The 25492-nt window shown below is 72.4% G+C and carries 17 protein-coding genes; 16 read left to right on the forward strand and 1 reads right to left on the reverse strand.

Going from position 1 to position 25492, the window contains the following annotated elements:
* Positions 1 to 116: 116 nt before the first annotated feature.
* From DCW30_RS38240 to DCW30_RS18790, 11 genes are all read left to right on the forward strand, one after another.
* The gene (locus DCW30_RS38240) at positions 117 to 710 is read left to right on the forward strand and encodes an MGMT family protein (RefSeq protein WP_167552452.1); all 594 of its coding nucleotides are present in this window, start codon (positions 117 to 119) and stop codon (positions 708 to 710) included.
* A gap of 166 nt (positions 711 to 876) precedes the next feature.
* Positions 877 to 4419: an ATP-dependent helicase gene (locus DCW30_RS18745; RefSeq protein ID WP_076684673.1), complete on the forward strand. Its 3543-nt coding sequence runs from the start codon at positions 877 to 879 to the stop codon at positions 4417 to 4419.
* 97 nt (positions 4420 to 4516) lie between these two features.
* Entirely contained in the window at positions 4517 to 5218 is a 702-nt protein-coding gene (locus DCW30_RS18750) for a hypothetical protein (RefSeq protein WP_062782412.1), read from the forward strand.
* 83 nt (positions 5219 to 5301) lie between these two features.
* Positions 5302 to 9036: an ATP-dependent DNA helicase gene (locus tag DCW30_RS18755; RefSeq protein WP_079250013.1), complete on the forward strand. Its 3735-nt coding sequence runs from the start codon at positions 5302 to 5304 to the stop codon at positions 9034 to 9036.
* 10 nt (positions 9037 to 9046) lie between these two features.
* Complete coding sequence (locus tag DCW30_RS18760; protein WP_076688910.1) at positions 9047 to 10450, forward strand: dipeptidase; 1404 nt, start codon at positions 9047 to 9049, stop codon at positions 10448 to 10450.
* Between the two features lie 73 nt (positions 10451 to 10523).
* The gene (gene nudC, locus DCW30_RS18765) at positions 10524 to 11471 is read left to right on the forward strand and encodes an NAD(+) diphosphatase (protein ID WP_062782405.1); all 948 of its coding nucleotides are present in this window, start codon (positions 10524 to 10526) and stop codon (positions 11469 to 11471) included.
* Between the two features lie 218 nt (positions 11472 to 11689).
* The gene (locus DCW30_RS18770; protein ID WP_076684670.1) at positions 11690 to 17179 is read left to right on the forward strand and encodes a DUF6531 domain-containing protein; all 5490 of its coding nucleotides are present in this window, start codon (positions 11690 to 11692) and stop codon (positions 17177 to 17179) included.
* 29 nt (positions 17180 to 17208) lie between these two features.
* Positions 17209 to 17679 (forward strand): hypothetical protein, encoded by a 471-nt coding sequence (locus tag DCW30_RS18775; protein ID WP_123985598.1) that lies wholly within the window; start codon positions 17209 to 17211, stop codon positions 17677 to 17679.
* Between the two features lie 60 nt (positions 17680 to 17739).
* On the forward strand, positions 17740 to 18126 hold the full coding sequence (locus DCW30_RS18780; protein WP_079250012.1) for a hypothetical protein: 387 nt from the start codon (positions 17740 to 17742) through the stop codon (positions 18124 to 18126).
* A gap of 84 nt (positions 18127 to 18210) precedes the next feature.
* Positions 18211 to 18882: an ABC transporter ATP-binding protein gene (locus DCW30_RS18785; protein ID WP_237283386.1), complete on the forward strand. Its 672-nt coding sequence runs from the start codon at positions 18211 to 18213 to the stop codon at positions 18880 to 18882.
* Positions 18879 to 21074 carry a hypothetical protein gene (locus DCW30_RS18790; RefSeq protein ID WP_079250011.1) on the forward strand — a complete coding sequence of 732 codons (2196 nt, stop codon included), beginning with the start codon at positions 18879 to 18881 and terminating at the stop codon, positions 21072 to 21074. The genes DCW30_RS18785 and DCW30_RS18790 overlap by 4 nt, the downstream gene beginning before the upstream one ends.
* A gap of 133 nt (positions 21075 to 21207) precedes the next feature.
* Here DCW30_RS18790 and DCW30_RS18795 read toward each other — a convergent pair whose 3' ends face one another.
* Positions 21208 to 21462, reverse strand: coding sequence for a glutaredoxin domain-containing protein (locus tag DCW30_RS18795; RefSeq protein ID WP_062782389.1), 255 nt, complete (start codon positions 21460 to 21462; stop codon positions 21208 to 21210).
* Positions 21463 to 21489: 27 nt separating this feature from the next.
* On the opposite strand from DCW30_RS18795, the gene DCW30_RS18800 reads away from it, so the two are divergent.
* From DCW30_RS18800 to DCW30_RS18820, 5 genes are all read left to right on the forward strand, one after another.
* A complete protein-coding gene (locus tag DCW30_RS18800; RefSeq protein ID WP_076684667.1) occupies positions 21490 to 23823 on the forward strand; it encodes an ATP-dependent DNA helicase UvrD2 in 2334 nt (777 codons plus the stop codon).
* Between the two features lie 161 nt (positions 23824 to 23984).
* Entirely contained in the window at positions 23985 to 24326 is a 342-nt protein-coding gene (locus tag DCW30_RS18805) for a hypothetical protein (protein ID WP_076684664.1), read from the forward strand.
* 168 nt (positions 24327 to 24494) lie between these two features.
* On the forward strand, positions 24495 to 24863 hold the full coding sequence (locus DCW30_RS18810) for a WhiB family transcriptional regulator (protein WP_062782379.1): 369 nt from the start codon (positions 24495 to 24497) through the stop codon (positions 24861 to 24863).
* Complete coding sequence (locus tag DCW30_RS18815) at positions 24860 to 25183, forward strand: hypothetical protein (RefSeq protein WP_062782376.1); 324 nt, start codon at positions 24860 to 24862, stop codon at positions 25181 to 25183. Before DCW30_RS18810 ends, DCW30_RS18815 begins: the two co-directional genes overlap by 4 nt.
* A 106-nt stretch (positions 25184 to 25289) precedes the next feature.
* Positions 25290 to 25481: a hypothetical protein gene (locus DCW30_RS18820; protein ID WP_076684663.1), complete on the forward strand. Its 192-nt coding sequence runs from the start codon at positions 25290 to 25292 to the stop codon at positions 25479 to 25481.
* Positions 25482 to 25492: the final 11 nt, after the last annotated feature.

The raw sequence follows: 25492 nt of genomic DNA on the forward strand, positions 1-25492 counted from the left end.
CAACGCAAGGACGCGAAGTGGTCACGAAACGACACGTGTCGCTCCCTCGGGTGCGCCGCCGCACGCTCTGCCGCGGCCTGTCTGCCGTGTCGGTGGCGTGCGGCAGGATGGTCCGGATGAGCGAGGAGAGCCGAACGGGGCGAGTGCCGTCCGACCACGCCGCACCGGAGCTCCCGGAGTACGCGGAGCGGGTCCTGGAGGTCGCGGAGATGATCCCTCCGGGGCGCGTGATGACGTACGGGGACATCGCCGAATGGCTGGAGGAGGGGGGCCCGCGCCAGGTCGGGCGTGTGATGGCCCTGTATGGCAGCGGCGTGCCGTGGTGGCGTGTCGTGCGCTCGGACGGCGTGCTGCTGCCCGGCAGCGAACTGCGCGCCCTCGACCGGTACCACGCGGAGGGAACACCCCTGCGCGAGGCCTCGCGCGCCGCCCAGGGGCATGTGCCGAAGCTCGACATGCGGCGGGCGCGATGGGACGGCGGCGAGGTGGCCGGCGTGGTGGATGTGATGAATATGACGGATGTGGTGCATGTGACACACATCGCGCCGATCGACGACACCGACGACACCGACGCGGTGGTCCCCGGGGACGGCGGCGGCTCCGGAGGCAAGCCGTCCGGTCGGCGCCGCGGGGGCGGCCTCGCACGTGGCGGCGCGGATGGCGACACCGCGGGGGTCGCTCGCCCGCAGGCTCCGGAGGCTCACACCTGACAGCTTCCGGCATACGGGGGCGCGGCGGAGGGCCTGTGACCCGTACGGGGGAAGCCACGCGTCCCCCGTACGCACTGGCGTAGCGTCGACAGCACGCATCCCGTCACCCCGCGGCCACCGCGCAGCCGCTCTTCGACCAGCACACCCACCAGGACCGGCGACCCACGTGAGCTCCCCTTCTTCCGCCCGGCACCTCCGGCACCCGTCGCACCACCCGGTACGACAGGGGGCCCCGGGTGCCTACCGGCTGGTGCGCACACCGCCGGCCCCGGCGGAGCCCCCTCGCTTGGACGCAGGTCAGCGCGCGGTGGTTGACCACGAGGCGGGGCCGCTCCTCGTCCTCGCGGGCCCCGGCACCGGCAAGACCACCACCCTCGTGGAGGCCGTCGCCGCGCGCGTGGCCCGCGGAGCCGACCCCGCGCGCGTCCTCGTCCTCACCTTCAGCCGCAAGGCCGCCGTCGAGCTGCGCGACCGCATGGCGCTGCGCATGGGGCAGGCGCGCGCCCCGCAGGCCACGACGTTCCACTCCTTCTGCTACGCCCTCGTCCGGGCCCACCAGGACGCCGATCTCTTCGTGGAGCCGCTGCGGCTCCTCTCCGGTCCCGAGCAGGACGTGGCGGTACGCGAACTGCTCGCGGGCCAGATCGACCTCGCGAAGGAGGGGCGGGGCCACGTCCGCTGGCCCGACGAACTGCGGGCCTGCCTCACCACGCGCGGCTTCGCCGACGAGGTGCGGGCCGTGCTCGCCCGCAGCCGTGAGCTGGGCCTCGGCCCGGCCGCCCTCGACGACTTCGCCCGCCGCAGCGGCCGACCCGACTGGAGGGCCGCCGCGGCCTTCCTCGCCGAGTACCTGGACGTGCTCGACCTCCAGGGGACGCTCGACTACGCGGAACTCGTCCACCGCGCGGTGCTGCTCGCGCAGCGGCCCGAGGTCGAGCGTGCGCTCGGCGCGCAGTACGACGCCGTCTTCGTCGACGAGTACCAGGACACCGACCCGGCGCAGGTGCGGCTGCTGCACGCCCTCGCGGGCAACCGGGGGCCGCGGCGCTCGCAGGGCGCGGGGGGCGCGGACGGTGACCGCGCGGGCCGGACCCTCGTCGCCTTCGGCGACCCCGACCAGTCGATCTACACCTTCCGGGGCGCCGACGTGAACGGCATCCTCGACTTCCCGCACGCCTTCCCGCGCGCGGACGGCGCTCCCGCGCCGGTCGCGGTCCTGACGACGTCGCGCAGGTCGGGCGCCGAACTGCTCGCCGCCACCCGGCTGCTCACCCGCCGCATGCCGCTGACCAGGCTTCCCGCCGAGAAGGTACGGGCCCACCGGGAGCTGACACCGGTCAGCGACGGCGGCCGCGTCGAGGTCTACACCTACCCGACGGCCGGCACGGAACTGGACAACATCGCGGACATCCTGCGCCGCGCGCACCTGGAGGACGGTGTCGCCTGGGGCGACATGGCGGTCCTGGTGCGCGCAGGCGCCCGCACGATCCCCGCGGTCCGCCGCAGCCTCAGCGCTGCGGGCGTCCCCCTGGAGATAGACGGCGACGACATCGCCCTGCGCCACGAGCCCGCGGTGACGCCCCTGCTGACGGCCCTGCGGGTGGTGGCGGAGGCGGTGCTCTCGGAGGCGGAGCCGGAAGCCGTGCCCGAGGCGGAGGCCGCGCCGGTCCCTGAAGCCGCCGTGTCGGAGGCGGCCCCCGAAGCCGCCGTGTCGAAGGCGGAGGCCGCGCCGGTCCTCGAAGCCGCAGGGACCGAGGTGGAGGCCGCCCCTGAGCCGGTGGCGGCCGACCCGGTGGCGGCCGACCCGGAGGCCGCCGCCCCCCGCACCGCCCCCGCCTGGCTCGACACCGAGACCGCGCTGACCCTGCTCACGTCGCCGCTCGCCGGTATGGACGCCGCCGATCTGCGGCGGCTCGGGCGCGCCCTGCGTGAGGAGGAGCGGGCGGCGGGCAACCACGTGCCGCCGCCCTCCGACGAGCTCCTGGCCCGCGCCCTCGCCGAGCCGGAGCGGCTGGTCGCCCACGATCCCGCGTACGCCCGTGGCGCCCAGCGCCTCGGCGCGCTGCTCCGCAAGGCCCGTGAGCGCCTGGCGGGCGGCGGTACGGCCGAGGAGGCGCTGTGGGAGCTGTGGGACGGCACACCGTGGCCCCAGCGGCTCGAACGCACCGCCCGGCGCGGCGGCGCGGCGGGACGCAACGCCGACCGGGACCTGGACGCGGTCTGCGCGCTGTTCGCCGCCGCGGCCCGCGCCGAGGAGCGGACCGGCGGGCGGGGCGCCCTGAACTTCCTGGAGGAGACCGAGGCGCAGGACATCGCCGCGGACACCCTGACCCGCAGGGCTGCGCGCCCCGACGCCGTACGCCTGATGACGGCCCACCGCTCCAAGGGCCTCCAGTGGCGGCTCGTGGTGGTCGCCGGCGTGCAGGAAGGCCTCTGGCCCGACCTGCGCCGCCGGGGCTCCCTCCTGGAGGCCGACCGGATCGGCCGGGACGGTCTCGCCGAGCCGCTCACCCCCGGAGCGCTCCTCTCCGAAGAGCGCCGTCTCTTCTACGTCGCCGCCACACGCGCGCGTGAACGCCTCGTCGTGACCGCGGTCAAGGCCCCCGCCGACGACGGCGACCAGCCGTCCCGCTTCCTCACCGAGCTCGGCGTCGAGCCGAAGGACGTGACGGGCAGGCCGCGCCGCCCCCTGTCCGTCGCCGCCCTCGTGGCGGAGCTGCGGGCCACCACCGTCGACCCGCGCGTCTCCGAGCCCCTGCGCGAGGCGGCGGCCCAGCGCCTGGCCAGGCTCGCCGCGCTGAGCGACGCCGACGGCCGCCCCCTCGTGCCGTCCGCGCACCCCTACCGCTGGTGGGGCATGTACGAACCGACGGCCGCTGAGGTCCCCCTGCGGGACCGCGACAAGCCCGTCGTGCTCTCCGGGAGCGCGCTCGACCAGCTCGCCAACACCTGCTCCCTGCAGTGGTTCCTGGGCCGCGAGGTGAAGGCGGACGCGCCCGCGACCGCCGCCCAGGGCTTCGGCAACGTGGTGCACGTCCTCGCCGACGAGGTCGCCTCCGGCCGCACCCCCGCCGATCTCGCCGTCCTCATGGAACGCCTCGACTCCGTGTGGGACGCGCTCGCCTTCGACGCGCCGTGGAAGTCGGCGCAGGAGAAGGAGCACGCGCGCGTGGCACTCGAACGCTTCCTCCAGTGGCACGTCATGGACCGCGCGAGCCGCACCCCCGTGGCCAGCGAGCACGGCTTCGACGTGACCCTTGAAGCGGGCCCCTACGAAGTGCGCGTGCGGGGCTCGATGGACCGCGTGGAACAGGACGCGCAAGGCCGTGCCTACGTAGTGGACTTCAAGACAGGCAAGCACGCGCCGACCAGCGCCGAGGTGGCCCGCCATCCGCAGCTCGCGGTCTACCAGCTCGCGCTCCGCGAGGGCGCCGCCGACGACGTCTTCGACGGCGTACGACCGGAACCGGGCGGCGCCGAACTGGTGCAGCTCCGTCAGGGAGCCGCCAAGAAGAACGGCGGCGACACCCTCCCCAAAGTCCAGGCCCAGGAGGCTCTTTCGGGTGAATGGATCGGCGATCTGCTCGCGACGGCCGCGGGCAAGGTCCTCGACGAGCGCTTCACGCCCACCGCGGGCCAGCACTGCGCGCACTGCTCCTTCCGCGCCTCGTGCAGCGCGCGGCCGGAGGGCCGTCACGTCGTGGAGTAGCCCCGGGGGGCACAGCACCCACATGGCCGAATTAAAGTCACGGTAAGAACTTGCTGTGTGCCGGCCCTCGGCGCACCTTTTTGAGGAGTACGCGTATATGGCAGCCAACCGGAAGCTCCTGGCAGTGGCCGTCGTCTGTGCCGCCGCCGTCATCGGCGTGTCGGGCTGCGGCGGCGACGGCGGTGACTCGGACCCCTTCGACGGCATGAGCGCCGACAAGATCGCCGAAAAGGCCTCCAAGGCCTCCAAGGACGCCGGGTCCTACCGGATGAAGGGCCAGATGAAGCAGAACGGCGAGGTGAGCGACATCGAGTTCGCCGTCGCCGAGTCGGGTGACTGCAAGGGCACGATGGGTTCGGCCAAGACGGGCAAGGCCGAGTTCCTGTCCGCGGGCGACGCCTCGTACACCAAGGCCGACGACAAGTTCTGGGAGAGCAGCGGCGGCGGTTCCACCGCCGAACTCCTCAAGGGCCGCTGGGTGAAGCAGCCCAACAAGGGCGGCAAGCCCATCTGCAACCCCGACGACATGTTCAGCGACAAGAACCTCAAGAAGCTGAAGCGCGGGGACGACGCCGAGGTCGGCGGCGCGAAGGCGGCCGTCCTGACCCGCAAGAAGGGCGGCGAGACCACCACCTTCTACGTCGCGATGGAGGGCAAGCCGTACTTCCTGAAGGTCGTCAACAAGGGCGCCGACGGCCCCGGCACCGTGACCTTCAGCGACTACGGCAAGAGCGTCGACGTCAAGGCCCCGCCGGCCAGCGAGGTCGTCGACCCGGCGAAGCTGGCCTCGGGTTCCTGAGCCCACGCCTCAGCTGAGCGGGCGGTGGCCGCCCGCAGCCGGGTCCGCCCCGGTTGTCAGTGGCCACCGCTAGCCTCTCTGACGTGCCACCTCGTATCACCGACCCCGAGCAGCTCAAAGAGCTCCTCGGCATCCCGTTCACCCCGGAGCAGACGGCCTGCGTCATCGCGCCGCCCGCCCCGCAGGTGATCGTGGCCGGAGCCGGTTCGGGCAAGACGACGGTGATGGCGGCGCGCGTGGTCTGGCTCGTCGGCACCGGCCAGGTCGCCCCCGAGCAGGTCCTCGGCCTGACGTTCACGAACAAGGCGGCGGGCGAGCTGGCCGAGCGCGTCCGGCAGGCGCTGGCCAAGGCCGGGATCACCGACCCCGAGGCACTGGACCCGGCCGGCCCCGCGGGCGAGCCGGTCATCTCCACGTACCACGCCTTCGCGGGCCGTCTGCTGACCGACCACGGCCTGCGCATCGGCCTGGAGCCGACCTCCCGCCTGCTCGCCGACGCCACCCGCTTCCAGCTCGCCGCGCGCGTGCTGCGCGAGGCCCCCGGCCCCTATCCCGCGCTGACCCGCTCCTTCCCCGACCTCGTCAGCGACCTCCTCGCCCTCGACAGCGAGCTGGCCGAGCACCTCGTGAGCCCCGACCGCCTGCGGGCGTACGACACGGAGCTGTTGCGCGCCCTGGACGGCGCCAAGCTCAGCAACGCCGACCTGCGCAAGGTCCCCGAGGCCGCCGCCGCCCGCCTGGAGCTCGCCGAGCTCGTCGGTCACTACCGCGCGGCCAAGCGCTCCAGGGACCTCCTCGACTTCGGCGACCAGATCGCCCTCTCCGCGACCCTGGCCCGCACCCGCGCGGAGGTCGGCGAGATCCTGCGGGACGAGTTCCGCGTCGTCCTGCTGGATGAGTATCAGGACACCTCCGTGGCCCAGCGCATCCTCCTGTCCGGCCTCTTCGGCGGCGGGACGGGCCACCCCGTGACCGCCGTGGGCGACCCCTGCCAGGCGATCTACGGCTGGCGCGGCGCCTCGGTGGCCAACCTCGACGACTTCCCCGAGCACTTCTCGTACGCCGACGGGCGTCCCGCCGCCCGCCACGCGCTCAGCGAGAACCGCCGCAGCGGTGGCCGGCTCCTCGACCTCGCCAACGGCCTCGCGGAGCCCCTGCGGGCGATGCACGCGGGCGTGGAGGCCCTGCGCCCCGCCCCCGGCGCCGAGCGCGACGGCGTGGTGCGCTGCGCCCTGCTGCGCACCCACGCCGAGGAGATCGCCTGGCTGGGCGACTCGATCGCCCACCTCGTGCGCACCGGCAAGGCCCCGGGCGAGATCGCCGTCCTGTGCCGGACGGCGACGGACTTCGCCGAGATCCAGGGCGCACTGGTCGCCCGCGACATCCCGGTGGAGGTCGTCGGCCTCTCCGGGCTCCTCCACCTGCCCGAGGTGGCCGACCTCGTCGCCGTCTGCGAGGTCCTCCAGGACCCGGGGGCCAACGCCTCGCTGGTGCGGCTGCTGACGGGCCCGCGCTGGCGCATCGGCCCCCGGGACCTCGCCCTGCTCGGCCGCCGCGCCCGCCTGCTGGTGCGGCCCGGGCACACCGCCCCCGACGACCCGGACCGGCGCCTCGCCGAGGCCGTCGAGGGCGTGGACCCGGCCGAGGTGATATCGCTCGCGGACGCGCTCGACACCTTCCTGGAGTCGCCGCTGGACGCCGACGGCTCCTCGGGGGGAGACGACGGGCTGCCCTTCTCGGCCGACGCCAGGGTCCGCTTCGCCCGGCTCGCCGCCGAGCTGCGCGACCTGCGCAGATCACTGTCCGACCCGCTGATGGACGTCCTGCACCGCGTGCTCGCCGTCACCGGCCTCGAAGTGGAGCTCTCCGCCTCGCCCGGCGCCCTCGCCGCCCGCCGCCGCGAGACGCTCTCCAACTTCCTGGACGTCGCGGCCTCCTTCGCCGCCGGCGACAACGGCGCCACCCTGCTCGCCTTCCTCGGCTTCCTGCGCACCGCCGCGCAGTACGAGAAGGGCCTCGACAACGCCCTGCCCGGCGGCGAGAACACCGTCAAGGTGCTCACCGCCCACCGCTCCAAGGGCCTCGAATGGGACGTCGTCGCCGTCCCCGGCCTGGTCGACGGCACCTTCCCCAGCGGGCAGGGCCGCGAGAAGTGGACCGCGCAGGCCAAGGTCGTCCCGCACGGGCTGCGCGGCGACGCGGCCACGCTGCCCGACGTCGGGGCATGGGACGCCAAGGGCATGAAGGCCTTCCACGAGGCCATGAAGGACCACCAGCGCACCGAGGAGCTGCGCCTCGGCTACGTGACCTTCACCCGCCCCCGCTCGCTCCTCCTGGGCTCCGGCCACTGGTGGGGCCCCTCCCAGAAGAAGCCGCGCGGCCCCTCGGACTTCCTGCGGGCGCTGTACGACCACTGCGCGGCGGGCCACGGCGAGATCGAGGCCTGGGCGGAGAAGCCGGCCGAGGACGAGGAGAACCCGGCCCTGCACGAGGCCTCCGCCGACCAGGCCTGGCCGCTGCCCCTGGACGACGCCGCGCTGGCCCGCCGCCGGGCCGCCGCGCGCACCGTCCTCGACCACTTGGACCGCCTCACCGGCGAGGGCGGCGCGCCGGAGCCCGCCCGCTCCCACGCGGAGGCCCACCCCTCGGCACGGGACGATGTGCCGTTGGCCGACGACCCGGAGTGGCCGCCGCCCCCGGACGACGAAGCGCTGTACGACGACGCGCTCCACGAAGAAGCGCTGTACGAGGACGTACTCCACGACGAGGCCTTCCACGAGGACGCCGTCCACGGCGGGGAGGCCGATCTCGCCGCGGTGGACTGGGACGCCCTCGCGACGGAGCGCCCCTCGCTCCCGCACCCCACGCCCGGCCCCGGCGCAGAGGCCCAGGCCCCGGAAGCCCCTGAGCCCGCGGCCGGCTCCGCCCACGCGCGTGTGCCCCACCAGACGCCGCCCCCCGAAGCCCGCCCGCACCCCGCCGACCAACCGCCGCACCCCGGCCCCGGCCCGGCGGCACCCGGCGCCCGCCTCACCCCGGAGGAGGCCCGCACCCTCGCTTCCTGGGACCGGGACCTGGAGGCCCTCACCGGCGAGCTCCTGCGCGCGCGTGCGGCGGTCAGGGACGTCCCCGTGCCGTCCTCGCTCACCGCTTCCGAGCTGATGCGCCTGGCCGCGGACCCGGACGGCTTCGCGCAGGACCTCGCCCGCCCCATGCCGCGCCCGCCGCAGCCCGCGGCCCGCCGGGGCACCCGGTTCCACGCCTGGGTCGAGTCCCGCTTCGAGGAGCTGCCGCTGCCGATGCTGGACCCGGAGGACCTGCCGGGCGGGGAGCCCGGCGAGGCGGAGATCGCCGACGAACGCGACCTGGAGGCACTCAAGGAGGCCTTCGAGCGCACGGAGTACGCCCGCCGCACCCCCTACCGCGTCGAGGTCCCCTTCCAGTTCGTCATCGCGGACCGCGTGATCCGGGGGCGCATCGACGCCGTCTACAAGGAAGGCGACGGGGACGACGCGACGTACGAGATCGTCGACTGGAAGACCAACCGGACCCGCAGCGCCGACCCCCTCCAGCTCGCGGTCTACCGCCTGGCCTGGGCCGAGCAGCAGGGTGTCCCCCCGGAGTCGGTGACGGCCGCGTTCCTGTACGTACGCAGCGGCGAGACCGCCCGCCCGAGGAACCTCCCGGACCGCGCCGACCTCGAACGTCTGCTGCTCGGAGAGCCGGCCGCCCCCACGGAACACCCAATTCCGCTTGCTGTGCCTGCCGAGCACTCCGGCGCCGAACCGCCGGACGGACCCACCCCGGATGGCGGATAGGCTCGTGGCCATGAGCGAGACCCCGGACAGCGCCGTCCGTACGTACATCGAGAACCACCGCGCCGCCTTCCTCGACGAGCTCGCCGAGTGGCTGCGCATCCCGTCCGTGTCGGCCCAGCCCGAGCACGCCGGTGACGTGTGCCGCAGCGCCGAGTGGCTCGCAGGCCGGCTCAAGGAGACCGGTTTCCCGGTCACGGAGGTATGGGAGACGGCCGGGGCGCCCGCCGTCTTCGCCGAGTGGCCGTCGGAGGACCCCGGGGCCCCCACCGTCCTCGTCTACGGCCACCACGACGTCCAGCCCGCGGCCCGCGAGGACGGCTGGCACACCGACCCCTTCGAGCCCGTCGTCCAGGGAAACCGCCTCTACGCCCGGGGCGCGGCCGACGACAAGGGCCAGGTCTTCTTCCACACCCTCGGCGTCCGCGCCCACCTCGCGGCCACCGGGCGCTCCGCCCCCGCCGTGCACCTGAAGCTCCTCGTCGAGGGCGAGGAGGAATCGGGGTCCCCGCACTTCCGTGAGCTCATCGAGACCCACAAGGACCGCATCGCCGCCGACGTGGTGATCGTCTCCGACACCGGCATGTGGTCGGAGGACACCCCGACCGTCTGCACCGGCATGCGCGGCCTCGCCGAGTGCGAGATCCGGCTGCACGGCCCCGACCAGGACATCCACTCCGGTTCCTTCGGCGGCGCCGTGCCGAACCCCGCCACCGAGGCCGCCCGCCTGGTCGCGGCCCTGCACGACGAGCACGGGCGCGTGGCGATCCCCGGTTTCCACGAGGGCGTCGTCGAGCTGACCGACCGCGAGCGCGAGCTCTTCGCCGAGCTGCCCTTCGACGAGAAGCGCTGGCTGCGCACGGCCAAGTCCCACGGCACGCGCGGCGAGGCCGGTTACACCACCCTGGAGCGCATCTGGGCCCGCCCGACCGCCGAGGTCAACGGCATCGGCGGCGGGTACCAAGGAGCAGGCAGCAAGACGATCATCCCGTCGTCCGCCGTGGTGAAGCTCTCCTTCCGCCTGGTCGCCGGACAGCGTCTGGACCGCGTCGAGGAGGCCGTGCGCGCGTGGGCGGCGGCCACCGTCCCCGCCGGCATCCGGCACACCGTCACCTTCAGCGCGGGCACGCGCCCGTGCCTGACGCCGCTGGACGACCCGGCCCTGCAGTCGGTGGTCCGCGCCATGGGCCGCGCCTTCGAGCAGCCGATCCGCTTCACGCGGGAGGGCGGCTCGGGGCCCGCGGCGGACCTCCAGGACGTTCTCGCCGCACCCGTGCTGTTCCTGGGCATCTCGGTGCCCTCCGACGGCTGGCACGCGCCGAACGAGAAGGTCGAGATCGACCTCCTCCTCAAGGGTGTGGAGACGACCGCCTACCTGTGGGGCGACCTCGCCCGGAACTGGCGCGATGCACACTGACCCACGGACCGCCGGGCACACCGCCGCCCGCCCTGCCGAGCCACCCATTCCTTCGGGGGAGTTGGAAGCACCTGTGACCACCTGGACCGACCACACCGCCGACCGTCCGATCTCGCTGACCGCGCCGAGTGGCATCGACCGGGCGGCCCACCACCGCATGGACGAGGCGTGGCTCGCGGCAGCCTGGAGCCACCCGACGACCCGGGTCTTCGTGGTCTGCGGCGGTCAGGTGCTCATCGACGAGACGCCCGAGGGCCGCACCGAACTGGTGATGACCCCGTCCTTCGAGGCGCCGCTCACCGAGGAGCACCGCTACTTCCTGGGCACCGACGACGACGGCGTCAGCTACTTCGCGCTCCAGAAGGACGCCCTGCCGGGCCGCATGGACCAGTCGGCGCGCCCCGCCGGGCTGCGGGAGGCGGGGCTGCTGCTCTCCCCGCGCGACGCGGGCCTGATGGTGCACGCCGTGGCCCTGGAGAACTGGCAGCGCCTGCACCGCTTCTGCTCGCGCTGCGGCGAGCGCACCGTCATCGCGGCGGCGGGCCACATCCGCCGCTGCCAGGCCTGCGGCGCCGAGCACTACCCGCGCACGGACCCGGCCGTGATCATGGCGGTCAGGGACAGCGAGGACCGCATCCTGCTCGGCCGCCAGGTGCACTGGCCCGAGGGCCGCTTCTCGACCCTGGCCGGTTTCGTCGAGCCGGGCGAGTCCATCGAGCAGTCGGTGCGGCGCGAGGTGTTCGAGGAGGCGGGCGTGATGGTGGGCGACGTGGAGTACGTCGCGAGCCAGCCCTGGCCCTTCCCCTCCAGCCTGATGCTCGGCTTCATGGCCGAGGCGATCTCCTCGGAGATCGACGTGGACGGCGAGGAGATCCACGAGGCGCGCTGGTTCTCCCGGGAAGACCTGCGGGCCGCATTCGAGTCCGGGGAGGTCCTGCCTCCCTACGGCATCTCGATTGCGGCCCGTCTGATCGAGCTCTGGTACGGCAAGCCCCTGCCGAAGCCGGGGTCGGTGGGCTGAGGTCCCGTCCGCGCCTCCGATCCGTGACCGGTGTGTCCCTTGTTGCGGATCAGTAAAGACTGCCGGGCGTATCGGCGCGGGGTGTGTCAAAACCCCCTTTTCGCCCTTGCTATTTGATGGCCCCTGCATCAAAGTTCCTCACGTTCTGTACACAACTGGCCACGGTTGTGCGGGTATTCGGGGGGAACAGGGTCGTGCTGGCGATAGCGTCTGCGCGCTTGCGTGCGCTGATGGTCGTGCTCGTGCTGTCTGTGGTGGCGGGCGGCGGATGGCTGGGGAAGGTGTCGGCCGACGACGGCGGGCCCGCCGTCCGACCGGTCGGCAGCACGGGACGCATGCCCGCGCCTGCCGCGGTGCAGAAGCCCATGACGCCCGCGGAGCGGCGCGCGCAGACCACGGTCCGTGGCGAGGGCGCGAAGTCGCACGGGTTGCCGACGACGAAGAGCCGCCCCGCGACCGCCCGCCAGATGGCGCTGTTCGAGCGCAATCAGCGAGCGGCGAAGCCGGGGGCACACGGTCAGCGGGCGTCGCGGTCGGCCGCCCGGGCGAAGGCCGACGCGGCCGCGCCTTCGTACTCCAGCGGATCGCTCTACCAGTACACCGTGGACCCGTTCGGGAACACCGCAGCCCAGCAGGGCGGCTGGCTGATGGCTCTGGGCAACCACATCGGCGCCGCGGTGCCGGGCGAACCGCTCCAGGTGTCGGCGGCGATCTGGCAGACCGGGGGCGCGGACGACGAGGTGCACCCCGTCAAGGTGCGCTGGAAGGTCGAGGACTACTGCGCGGGCACACCGGACAAGGTCCTGGACTTCGGGCAGACCGTGCAGGCGCCGACGCTCAACACGGGCCGGACGTTCCCCGTGGTGAACGCGTCCATCACGCTGCCGACCACGGTGTGCGACACCTCCAGCCCGTCGTACTTCGTCTACGTCTGCACGACCGTGGCCGACGACCCCACGGACAACGAGTCGTGCGGCTCGTACAACCTCTTCTACATGGTCCCGGCCCTGCCGGAAGGCGCTGCCTGCGCCGCGCTGTGCGGCGACGCCAGCGGCTCGGCGGGGACGACCGTGATGCGTGCGGACCCGGTGAACACCGCGACGGGCGCGTTCACCGAGTCCTTCACCGACGCCCGCGTGCCGGCGCCGGGCGTGCCGTTGACCGTGGGCCGCGTCTACTCCTCGGACAACGCCGACACCGGAGCGCTCGGCAAGGGCTGGCAGCTCCCCTGGGAGACCCGGCTCTCCGTGCGGTCCGACGGTGATGTGGTCCTCATCGGTGAAGGAGGCGCCCGCCACACCTACACCAAGAAGAGCGGCGGAGCGTACGCGACCCCCGGGCAGGCCCGTTCCACGCTGTCCGCCGACGGCAGCGGCTACCGGCTGACGACGGCCGACCACCGGGTCTACTCCTTCACCTCCGAGGGCCGCCTCTCCGCGCTGAAGGACCGGACCGCACGCGGTCTGACGCTGGAGTACACCGGCGCCAGACCAACGAAGATCACGGACGCTGCCGGGCGTGCGGCCACGCTCTCCTACTCCGGTGACCGTCTCGACCGGCTGACGCTGGCCGACGGACGCCTGATCGACTACGACTACACCGGCGGCCGGCTCACCGCGGTGAAGGCCCTCGACGGCGCCACCGAGAAGTACGGCTACGACTCGGGCGGCTTCCTGGACGAGGTCACCGGGGCCGACGGCAAGGTCGTCACGCGGAACGTGTACGACGACAAGGGGCGGGTGACGTCCCAGACCGACGGGGCCCAGCAGGAGACCCGCTTCGCGTACCGCGGGAACGGCGAGTTCGACCAGGCCGACATGACGGCGCCGGACGGCGGCGTCTGGACGGACATCTACTACAAGAACGTCCTGTTCACCCAGCTCGACCCGCTCGGAAACAAGAGCTACTACCGCTACGACCAGCACTTCAACCGCACCAGCGCGGTGGACGCCGAGGTCCGCGAGACGCAGTGGGACTTCGACACCACGGGCCGCCTGAAGCGCCGCTCCTCCGGAGCCTCCGACGAGACGTGGTCGTACGACAAGGCCGGCAACGTCGAGTCGCACACGGACGGGGAGTCGAACAAGACGGTCTTCGGGTACAACGCGAAGAACCAGCTGACCTCGGTCGACGGACCACTGACCAAACCAGTGACCTACGGCTACGACGCCACGACGGGCCTCGTCGAGACGGCCACGTCCGCACTCGGCAAGACCACTCGCTTCGGCCACGACGACGACGGCAACCTGACGTCCGTCACCAGGCCCGAGGGCGGCAGGAGCACCTTCACGTACGACGCGTCCGGACGCCTGAAGACGGCCGTCGACCCGCGGGGCAACGAGACCGGCGCGGACCCGGCCAAGTACACCACCGCCTACACCTATGACACGGCCGACCGCCTCAAGACCGTCACGGACGCGCGCGGCAACGTCACGGCGTACGACTACGACCCGGCCGGACGCCTCTTCACCCGCACCGACGCCGCCAAGCGCGTCACGACGTACGCGTACGACGACGCGGGCCGCCCGACGGAGGTCACCGACCCCGTGGGGAAGAAGCGGATCATCGGCTACGACAAGGCGGGCCGCGTCGCGTCGGTCACCGACCGCACCGGCGGCACCACCTCGTACCAGTACGACAAGGCCGGACGCCAGTCGCGGATGGTGACCGCGCGCGGCAACACCGAGGGCGCACAGCAGGCCGACCACACCTGGAAGTTCGGCTACGACAAGGTCGGCAACCGCACGTCCGTCACCGACCCCCAGGGCAGGACGAGCGCCTTCACCTGGGACGCCGACGACCGCCCGCTGTCGACGACCGACCCGCTCGGCCACACCCGCTCGGTGAAGTACGACGACAACGGCTCCGTCACCAACACGGTCGACGGCCTCGGCCACGGCACCACGCTGGCCTACGACGACGAGGGCCGCCTGGAGTCCTCGAAGACGTGGTCGAACCACGTGACCCGGTACGAGTACGACGACGACGGCAACCTGACCGCCGAGGTCTCCCCGGCCAAGGAACGCACCACCTACACCTACGACGGGGACAGCCGCCTCGCCACGTCGGTCGACCCGCGCGGCAACGCCACCGGCGCCGATCCCGCCGAGTACACCTGGACGTACGGCTACGACGCGGCGGGCCACGCCACGACGGTCACCGACCCGCTGGGGCACAAGGCGACAGCGGAGCACGACGCGGTCGGCAACGTCACCGCGGTGGCCGAGCCCGGCAACAAACCGACGGTCTACGCCTACGACGCGCTGAACCGCGTCGACCTCGTCACCCACCCCGACGGCGGCACCACGGACCCGGCCTACGGCAAGGCCGGCTTCCTGGAGACCAGCAAGGACGCGAACTCCCACGTCACGAAGTACGGCTACGACGCCGAAGGCCGGATGACGTCGGTCACCAACCCACGGGGCGAGACCGTCGGCTACACCTACGACGCCGAGGGCAACCGCACCACCGTCACCAACGCGCGCCGCCAGACCATCACCACGACGGTGGACGCCCGGCTCCTGCCGACCAAGGTCACCTACTCCGACGGCACGCCGACGCAGTCGTACACCTACGACGACGCGGGCCGTCCCCTCACGGTCAAGGACGCCACCGGCACCCGCACGCTCACGTACGACAACGACGACAAGGTCGAGACGATCACGTCGCCGGGCGTCGCCAAGCCCTTCACCTACCGGTGGAACACGGACGACACCCTCAAGTCCCGCACCTATCCGGACGGCCGGGCGATCTCTTACACCTACGACGACACCGGCCGGGTCAAGACCCAGCGGACCGACGGCAAGGACACCGGCTACCAGTACGACGAGGCGGGCAACCTCACCTCGGTGACGCTGCCGACGACGACGGCACGCACGGAGAGCCGTTCCTACGACCGGGTGGGCCGCCTGGCCTCCCTGACGACCCCGTCGGGCGGCAACTCCTTCGCGTACGACGACGCGGGCCGGATCATCACGGACACCCCCAAGGGCGGCAAGCCCTCGCGGTACGCGTACGACAGCGCGGGCCGGATGAAGCGGGCCTGCACCGACACGGGCACCGCGTCCTGCCTGCCCGGCGCCGGCGGAGAGACGTACACGTACGACAAGGTCGGCAACCTCACGTCCGCGAAGGCGTCGGGCACCACGACGACGTACGAGCACGACGAGGCCGACCGGCTCAGCTCCGCGAAGAAGGGGGCGACGACCACCGGGTTCGGCTACGACGCGGACGGCAACCAGACCAAGGACGGCGCCGACACCTACACCTACGATCCGCTGGGCCGGGTCAAGACGGCCAAGGTCGGCTCCGACGCCTACGCGTTCCTGTACGACGCGGACGGCAACCGTACGGTCAGCCAGAAGAACAGCAAGCTCGCCCGCACCTCCCGCTGGGACATCAACAACCCGCTGCCGCAGCTGGCCACCGACACCGACAGCGCCGGTGCGCTGATGGCGGACTACCGCTACGACCCCGACGGCACGGCGCGGTCCATGGACCGCACGAAGGGCACCTTCCACTTCACCCAGGACCGCCAGAACTCCATCAGCACGGTCTTCGACTCGGCGGGCAAGGACAACTACCGCTACGCCTACGGCCCCTGGGGCGAGTCCACGGGCAAGGCGACCGTCAGCGGGGGCCAGACCAGCATCTTCGGGTACACGGGCCAGTACAAGGACCAGTACCTGCCGGACCGGCTCCTGCTGCGCGCCCGCTCCTACGACACCGAACAGAGCCGCTTCACGACGCAGGACCCCGTCCCGGCGGCCCTGGACAACTCCAGCAAGTCCTCCTACGCGTACGTCAACAACGACCCGTCGAACCTCGCCGACCCGTCCGGGGCGTGCCCGTGGTGCATCGGCGGTGCCATCGGCGGTGTCATCGGCGGCGGGGTCTACGCCCTGACGCATCAGGACGACTTCGACTGGGGGGACTTCGCGGGAGCCACCGCCAAGGGCGCCGTGATCGGCGCGGGCGCCGGGTTCCTCGCTCCCGCGGGGATGGGCCTCGCCACCTCGCTCGGTCTTTCCGGGGGGCGGGCCCTGGCGGTGGCGGCGGTGACGGACGCCGCCATCGGAGCGGGCTACACGTACGCCGTCAACACGGTTCAGTGCCAGCCGACCAGCCCGTCCGATCTGCTGATCGGGGCCGCGGGCGGCGGCCTCGCCCCGCTCCTCGGGCCCGCTTTCCGCTACGGCAAGGGGCTTTTCGGGAAGTCGGGCGCCTCGGCCGACGACCTCTCGCAGCTGTCGCTGCAGCTTCCGTCCAACCGCGGCTGGGCCGGGCAGAAGATAGCGCCGGCCGCGCTGGAGACGCACGCCCCGCCGTCGACCTGGACCCCCGAGGGGCGGCTCGCGGAGGCCGAGAGCATGGTCGACGACTTCGCCCTGAAGAACTACACGCGCAAGACGGGAAACCGCACCTACGTGGGCGCTGTCAACACCGAGACCGGGGAGATCGCCCTCGCGTCCTCCGGCGGCAGGTACCCGGGGGCGAGCTACTGCGCCGAGGGCAACGTGTGCTTCGCTCTCGGCGGCGATGCCTCAAAGGTCAAGTTCACGAACGCCAAGCACGTCGTCAAGGACGGCGCCTCCAAGGTGACGAGGAACAAGAAAGTCTGCGTGAACTGCCAGCACGACTACGATCCACCTCAGTTCATCGACGGTGTGCAGCACGTCAAGGGTGGCCGTTGGGACAGGCTGAGGTGAGGGCAGTGAATTCTTTCGATCTTTTGCAAGTGGAAATCTCCCGGCACGACTGGGCCGGAATGACGTGCGGATGCCGCAGATCGGCCGAGCACATCCCGCGGGACTTCCTGCGCTCCCTGGACGGCCCGCCTCCGGAAGACCTGGGGGAGGGCTGGGCGGACAACCACGCCGTGGTGCAGTCGAACCTCATGCGGCCCGCCGTGGCCACGGCATGCATGGTCATGGCGGCGCTCGCCGCGGGCGTCCCGGACGAGCACCGGCATCAGCTGATGTGGGTCCTGCACGCTCTGGTCCACGGCGAGCAGGACGACATCGCAGAGGCGTGTCTCGACGTGGTCCGCGGCGGTACCTGGATCCTCTACGAGGAGATCTGCTCCGGCCGCTCCATCGAGGCGGCGTCCTACGCCTACGAAATGCTGGAACTCTTCCCGGAAGAGGACGCCAGGCTGAAGAGCGTTCAGCGGGTGGCGCGCGAGAACCTCTCGTACGACCTTCGCTGACGAGGTCCACGCCATCGAGGGCGTGGATCGACTGCCACACATGATGGGGAACGAAGAACAATGTCGATACGCAGCAGGTCCGTCTCACGGATCGCCGTGGTGGCCCTCGGTATGACGCTGGCGGCGGGGTCGACGCTGGCCGTCGCGCAGGACATCTCCGTGGAGTCCTCGAACGGCGGTTACGCGGCCGCGTGGAGCTACGGCACCAACAGCAAGATCGGTCTCGCCGACCGCAAGGCCGACGGCCGGCCCGTGAAGGCGGAGTACAACCGCCGAGCCCACGGCACCAAGAAGTTCACCCTCTGGAACAAGGAGGGGAGCGGCAAGCGGACCTACAGCGGCGTCGGCAGCAAGATCTGGGACGCCCGCGCATGCGTCGTCATCAACAACTGGCCCGACGACTGCGGCCGCTGGTGGAGCGACGACCACATCGTCACCGGCGACTGACCTCGCCGGTCGGCCCGCTGTGACCTGCCCGGGGCGCACTCCAGCCCCGGGCAGCTCTGTACCCGTGAAGGCAGAAAAGAACCCGTGACGCTCTCTCCACCGCTGCGCATCGCAGGCCTCACCCACGAGATCGACGACAGAACGCTCCTGGACCGCGTCGATCTGGAGGTGCGGGCCGGTGAGTCCCTGGCCGTGACCGGCCCCTCCGGCTCGGGCAAGAGCTCGCTGCTGTCCATCGTCCTCGGCCTTGTTCCCCCGAAGGCGGGGAAGGTCGTGGTGGCAGGCGAGAACGTGGTCGGCATGAAAGGCCGCCGCCTCTCCCGGCACCGCAGGAAGAACATCGGCATGGTCTTCCAGTTCGGTGAGCTGCTGGCGGAGCTGTCCCCCGTGGAGAACGTCGCGATCTCCGCACTCCTGGACGGCGTCCCCCGCGAGGACGCCTACCGGCGCAGCCACGAACTCCTGGCCGAGCTCGGGGTGCGGACGGACGGCGCACTCACCGGTCAACTGTCCGGCGGCGAACGCCAACGCGTCGCGGTCGCCCGGGCGCTGATCGGCGAACCGGCGCTGCTGCTGGCCGACGAACCGACCGGAGCACTGGACACCGGAACCCGGGACCTCGTCGCGGACCTCCTCTTCGACCTGCCGAGGACCCGGGGCTGCGCCCTGCTCGTCGTCACCCACGACCCCGCGATAGCCGGGCGTGCGGACCGCACGCTGCGACTGGACAGCGGCAGTCTGACGGCGGCGCCGTGACGGGCGGCGGCCGCCGTCTCACCTGGCAGCTGTTGCGCCTGGGACACGCGGCCCACCACGGCGCAGAGGCGGGGCGCACACGATTCGCGGCGCTGCTGCTCGCGTCGGCGGTGCTCGCCCTCACCTTCTGCTCGTTCGTGCTCGCCTCGGCGACCTGGGACGGGCGTGCGGAACGCGGCGCCGCCCGGACCCCGGCGCTCGCCGAGAGCGGCGAGCAGGCGAAAGCCCTGTGGAGCCGCTACTGGGACTCCTACGAAGGCCGTCAGTTCACCGTGGTGGTGATCGCACCGCTGGAGGACGACGCGCCGCTGCCGCCAGGCGTCGGACACTGGCCCGCCCCCGGCGAAGTCCTGCTGTCACCCGCGCTCGCCGAAGCCCCACGCGCCGAAGGCTTCGCCCAGCGGTACGGGAAAGCGGCCGGGCGGGTCGGCGGCGAAGGACTGGCTTCCCCCGGCGAGCGCCTCGCGTACGTCAGGCCGACGGCGGACATGCTCAGGACGGCGGACCTGGAGAAGATCACCGGTTACGGCGGGCACTGGATTCCCTTCGGCGACCTGCGGGTCGTCGGGGAGGAGACGGCGATGTGGGCCCTGCTCGCGGTGCTGCTCGGGCTGCCCGCGCTGGCTCTCGTCGTCGCGGCCGCCCGTACCGGCGCCGCCGGCCGGGACCGCAGGGACGCCCTCCTCGACGCACTGGGCGCGGGCAGGGGAGCCCGGCTGTGTGTGGACCTCGGGGGCGCCGTCCTCCCCGTCACGCTCGGCACGCTGCTCGCCGGCGCGGTGCTCGCGCCGGCACTCCTGAGTGACATGCGACTGCCGTGGATCGGCTACACCCTGGCCGCCGCGGACGTCCGTGCGGCCATCGTCCCCGTCACCGCGGCCATGGTGCTCGCGGCGCTGACGACACTCGGCCTGGTACTGCTGCTGCGGCCCGCCCCCGCCCGCCGGCCCGGGACGCGGTCCAACCGGCCCACGAGCGCACAGGCGGGGCCGCTGAAACTCCTCGCCCTCGGCGCGTTCCCCATCTTCGTGATCATGGCGGTGTTCTCGGGGCCACTCCTCGGCGGGGCACAGCGCTCGGCCATCGCCTACCTCTTCGCGGTGGCGGGGGTGTGGGCGACGCTCCCGTGGGTGCTGGGCTGGGGCGCGGGACGGTGGAGCGCAAAGGCAGCGGGTCCGGCGCGGCGCCGGGGCGACCCCGCCCTGCTGATCGCCGTGCGGACCACGGCCGCACGACCGGCCGCCGTCGTCCGTCTGGTGGCGGTCCTCGTGGTCGCCATCGGTGTCCTCGGCCAGGCGCAGATCCTGTCCAGCCTGCTGTCCGTCATGCCCGGTCACGAGAGGACACCGGGCTCGGCCGCCGAGAGCGCCGCCCTCGTCCGGTCGGCCCACCAGGGCGAACTGCCTCGGGCTTTCCGGTCCTCGCTGCCTCGGACGGCGCGGGTCGTCGCCCTGGGGCGGATGGGCGAGGGGCCGGAAGCGGTGCGCGTCATGCAGGCGCCGTGCAGCGACCTGTCCCTCCTCGATCTGCCGTGCCCCCCGCGGGGGAAGCAGCGGCAGGTCACGCTCGGCGATCTCGAACGGCGGATACAGGGCGCGGGCCCCGGGCCCGCCGGGGAGCCGGTCCTCGTGCGGTCGGGGCCCGTGGAGCCGCTCACCGAGGGCGAAGGGCTGCAGGCGCTGGTCTTCGAGCCGGGTGGCTCCCGCCTCGACCTGCCGGCCGTCAAGCGCGCCGCACACCTGCACCTGTCCGCGAAGGCCGGTGTGCAAGGGCTGCGCGAGAGTGCGGAACAGCCCTCCGAACTCAGCCACCAGTCCCGGTGGATTCCGTTCCTGGCGGCCCTGGGCGCCGTGATCCTGCTCCTTGCCATGGCCATCGCGGCCACCGCTCACTTCCTGCGCCTGGCCCGGGCACTGGCGCCGCTGAACGTGCTCACGGGCGACCGCCGGGTGTTCCACCGGACCGCGGCGTGGTCCCTGGGCGCGCCGCTCTGCGCGGCGGGCGTCGTCGGTGTCGGCGTCCACCTCGTCCTCGTCCAGCCGGTCACGGGCGGCGCCTACGGCGGCGAGGTGTCGTGGCCGCTGCTGGCGGCCATGCTGGCGGGCACGGCACTGACCGCCCTGGTCGCCGCGCTCGTCGGCGGGAGTGTCGCCGCCGGACGCGCGGCCTCGTGGGTGCCGCGCCCCGACTGAGGAGGACGCCGCGTCCCGCCGCCGTACCGGGCGACCCTGCTCCAGGGCCCCCGAGGAGGGGCCGACGCCGCGCCCGGAACGGCGGGAGACCCCCGCAGCAGCGGAGGTCTCCCGCCGGGACGAGGGACGGGACTCAGGCGGTCAGTGCCTGCTTGACCTGCGCGAGGCTCGGGTTCGTCATGACCGACTCCGTGCCGCCGGGGGAGATCACGAGAAGCGTGGGTACCGTCTGGTTCCCGCCGTTCGCCTTCTCGACGAACGCCGCCGACTCCGGGTCGTGCTCGATGTTGATCTCGTTGTACGCGATGCCCTCACGGTCCATCTGACCCTTGAGGCGGCGGCAGTAGCCGCACCACGTGGTGCTGTACATCGTCACAGTGCCCGGCATGTCTTTCGTGCTCCTTCGTCGCTCGGGATGCGTCTTCGCAATGGATCGAACGTACGCGACCCCGCCACCATTCCCGCATTAGTACGACCGCAGCCACCCCCCTGTGGACAACCGGCTCGTCCGCCCCCGGCGACCTGGCAGCATGAAGGGGTGACAGCAGCAACGCACTCCACCCTCTTCCCGCAGGTCCCGGACTCTGCCGACGCGGTGCTCGACGGGCTCGACCCCGAGCAGCGCGAGGTGGCCACCGCCCTGCACGGACCGGTGTGCGTCCTCGCCGGCGCCGGTACGGGCAAGACGCGGGCGATCACCCACCGCATCGCCTACGGCGTGCGTGCCGGCGTCCTCCAGCCCGCCAGCGTCCTCGCCGTCACGTTCACCAACCGCGCCGCGGGCGAGATGCGAGGCCGCCTCCGCCAGCTCGGCGCCTCCGGCGTCCAGGCCAGGACCTTCCACTCCGCGGCCCTGCGTCAGCTCCAGTTCTTCTGGCCGAAAGCGGTCGGTGGGTCGCTGCCCCGGATCGTCGACCGCAAGATCAAACTCGTGGCCGACGCGGCGGCGGCCTGCCGCATCCGCCTCGACCGCAACGAGCTGCGTGATCTGACCAGCGAGATCGAGTGGTGCAAGGTCACCCAGACCGTCCCCGCGGACTACGCGGCGGCCGCGGCCAAGTCCGGCCGCGACGTCCCGCGCGACCCCGCCGAGACCGCCCAGCTCTACGCGGCCTATGAGGACCTGAAGCGCGACCGGGCCGTCATCGACTTCGAGGACGTGCTCCTGCTCGCCGTCGGCATCCTCCAGGACCGGCACGACATCGCCGAGCAGGTCCGCGCCCAGTACCAGCACTTCGTGGTCGACGAGTACCAGGACGTGAGCCCGCTCCAGCAGCGCCTCCTGGAGCTCTGGCTCGGCGACCGCGACAGCCTCTGCGTCGTCGGCGACGCCAGCCAGACGATCTACTCCTTCACCGGAGCCACCCCCGACCACCTGCTGAACTTCCGCACCCGCCATCCGGGGGCGACCGTCGTCAAACTGGTCAGGGACTACCGCTCCACGCCCCAGGTCGTCCACCTCGCCAACGGCCTGCTCTCGCAGGCCCGCGGCCGCGCCGCCGACCACCGGCTGGAACTGATCTCCCAGCGCGACCCCGGCGCGGAGCCCGTCTATACGGAGTACGCGGACGAACCGGCCGAGGCCGAGGGCGCCGCCCGCCGCATCCGGGCCCTGATCGCCGACGGCGTCCCCGCCGGCGAGATCGCGGTCCTCTTCCGCACGAACTCCCAGTCCGAGATCTACGAACAGGCCCTCGCCGACGCGAACGTGCCCTACCAGCTGCGCGGCGCCGAGCGGTTCTTCGAGCGCACCGAGGTCCGCGAGGCGGGCGCGGCCCTGCGCGGCGCCGCCCGCTTCGGGGGGAACGACGCACTCCTGGACGACGTGGTCGACCTGCCCTCGCAGGTGCGGGCCGTGCTCTCCACGAAGGGCTGGACCTCGCAGCCGCCCGCGGGCTCCGGCGCGGTCCGTGACCGCTGGGAGTCGCTGGCCGCGCTGGTCCGCCTCGCCGAGGACTTCGCGCGGGCCAAGCCGGAGGCGACCCTCGCCGACCTCGTGGCCGAACTGGACGAGCGGGCGAACGCCCAGCACGCCCCGACGGTCGAAGGCGTCACCTTGGCCTCGTTGCACGCGGCCAAGGGCCTGGAGTGGGACGCCGTGTTCCTCGTCGGCCTCGCCGAAGGCATGATGCCGATCACCTACGCCAAGACCGACGAGCAGATCGAGGAGGAGCGCCGGCTCCTCTATGTGGGCGTCACCCGTGCCCGCGTCCACCTCGGGCTCTCCTGGGCGCTCTCCCGTTCGCCGGGCGGCCGGCCCAACCGCCGCCCCAGCCGTTTCCTGGACGGCCTGCGGCCGGGCTCCGGCGGGGGAGCGGCGGCGCGAGCGGCGGGCGGCGGCCCCGGCGGCGTGGAGCGCGGCAGCGGAGCCGAGGCGCCGGGGGCGGTATCCGGCCGCCACCGGCCCAGGAGCCGCACGCCCGCCCGCTGCCGTGTCTGCGGGCGGACGCTCACCGACGCGGGCGAGCTGAAGCTGCTGCGGTGCGAGGACTGCCCGTCCGACATGGACGAAGGGCTGTATGAGCGGTTGCGGGAGTGGCGCAGTGTCCAGGCGGGGCGGCTCGGGCAGCCCGCGTACTGCGTCTTCACGGACAAGACCTTGATCGCCATCGCCGAGGCCGTGCCCGAGGACGAGGGCGAGCTGGCGCGCATCCCCGGTGTCGGCGTGCGCAAGTTCCACCGCTTCGGCGCCGATGTCCTCGCCATCTGTGCAGGTCAGGACGGTGTAAGGGGCGCCGACGGCGAGTGATTCAAACTCGTCGAGAAAATAGTTTGCGCATGCGCAAGGAAGACCCATAGGTTCTTAGGCACGGGAACGGCGGCTTCTCCGAAGCCCTGGCCCCGTGCTGTACTTGTTCCGCAGGATCGATTCCGATCGATCCCTTAGACGCCGAGAGGAGGCGAATTCCAGTGATCAGCATCAACGAGAGCTTCGTCAGCACCGTCAAAATGACCGATCGCTCGGTCGTCGCTTCCTGCCTGCTCGGCTTCTCGAACCAGGGCACCGGTCTGTCCGGCGGCATCGCCGCCGTGCGTCCGCTGCCCGCCGCCCTGCCTCTCTCCGGTCTCTCCATCCGTGAGGCCAATGAGGGCAATGAGCGACCGACCAAGGCACCGGAAGCAGCAGTAGCGGAGGCGCAGGCCCAGGCCTATGCCTTTGCGGCAGCCGGTGCCGGATTCCGGAAGCAGAAGACGCACCACCACCTGATGTGGGCCTTCCGTGGGCTCGAACCCTGGAGCGATCCAGTCTGATCTCGATCAGACCGGCGCCTTCAGGGCCGCGGAACCCCACCCGGGATCCGCGGCCCTTTTGTTTTCCCCGAAACAGGGAGACAAGCCGAAGGGGCCACCAGCAAGACCCGGTACCAGCCGCCAACCGGCCGACCCAGGCCGGCACGACCAGACGAGGAAAACCACACCGTGCAACTCGAAGCGCACGCCCCGTCCGTACCGCCTTCACAAGCGATCGCCCCGCCCACTTCCACGGAGGATTCGACCTTGACCCCCCTGACCGCGCTCACCGCGCTCGACGACGCCATCGAGAACCTCGGCGTACCCGTCCCCTGCCGTGCGTACGACCCCGAGGTCTTCTTCGCCGAGTCCCCGGCCGACGTCGAGTACGCCAAGTCGCTCTGCCGCACCTGCCCGCTGATGGAGGCCTGCCTCGCCGGCGCCAAGGAGCGGCGTGAGCCGTGGGGCGTCTGGGGCGGCGAGCTGTTCGTCCAGGGCGTCGTCGTTGCCCGCAAGCGGCCCCGTGGCCGCCCGCGCAAGAACCCGGTCGTCGCATGAGCATCACCGGAACAATCGACCGCCCCATGACGCACGACCCCCAGAAGCAGGCCCCGATGAAGGCAGCCACCAGCGAGCCCGCCGGCTCCGCTTCCCCGGACTTCACCACCACCGGCGCGCACACCTCGCGCCAGAACAGGACCCGTGAGATGCAACTCATCCCAGAAGCCATGGCTCGTGCGCATATGCACGAACGACTGCGGGAGGCCGAGGCTCAGCGCCCGGCCGAGCGCCTCCTGGCGGCCCGCCGCATGCAGCGCCGCGCGGAGCGCGCTTCGCTGCGTGCCCGGCGCGCGCTCGCCATGGCGGTCATGCAGTAAGAGCCCAGGCGCAACGAGAGACGTGAACGGGGGCCGGTCCGAACGGACCGGCCCCCGCGGTACGTTGTGCCCCGCGCCCGGCCGGACGCGGAGATAGGGTCACCGGGTGGACCAGCAGAAACCCCCGGCCGCGGACGCGGTGGACCCGGTGTGCTCCCGCTGCGGCACGACCGCCGAAGGCACGCCGCTGGCCTGGACGTACTCGGTCGAGAACGGCGTCCGCCGCTACTTCTGCGAGAGCTGCGCCCGCGACAACCTCAGAGCCATCGAGGGACGCCTCGACTCCGACCTCTGGTAGCCACCGCGGCC

Source organism: Streptomyces alfalfae (assembly GCF_004127445.1).
GTDB classification, from domain to species: domain Bacteria; phylum Actinomycetota; class Actinomycetes; order Streptomycetales; family Streptomycetaceae; genus Streptomyces; species Streptomyces alfalfae.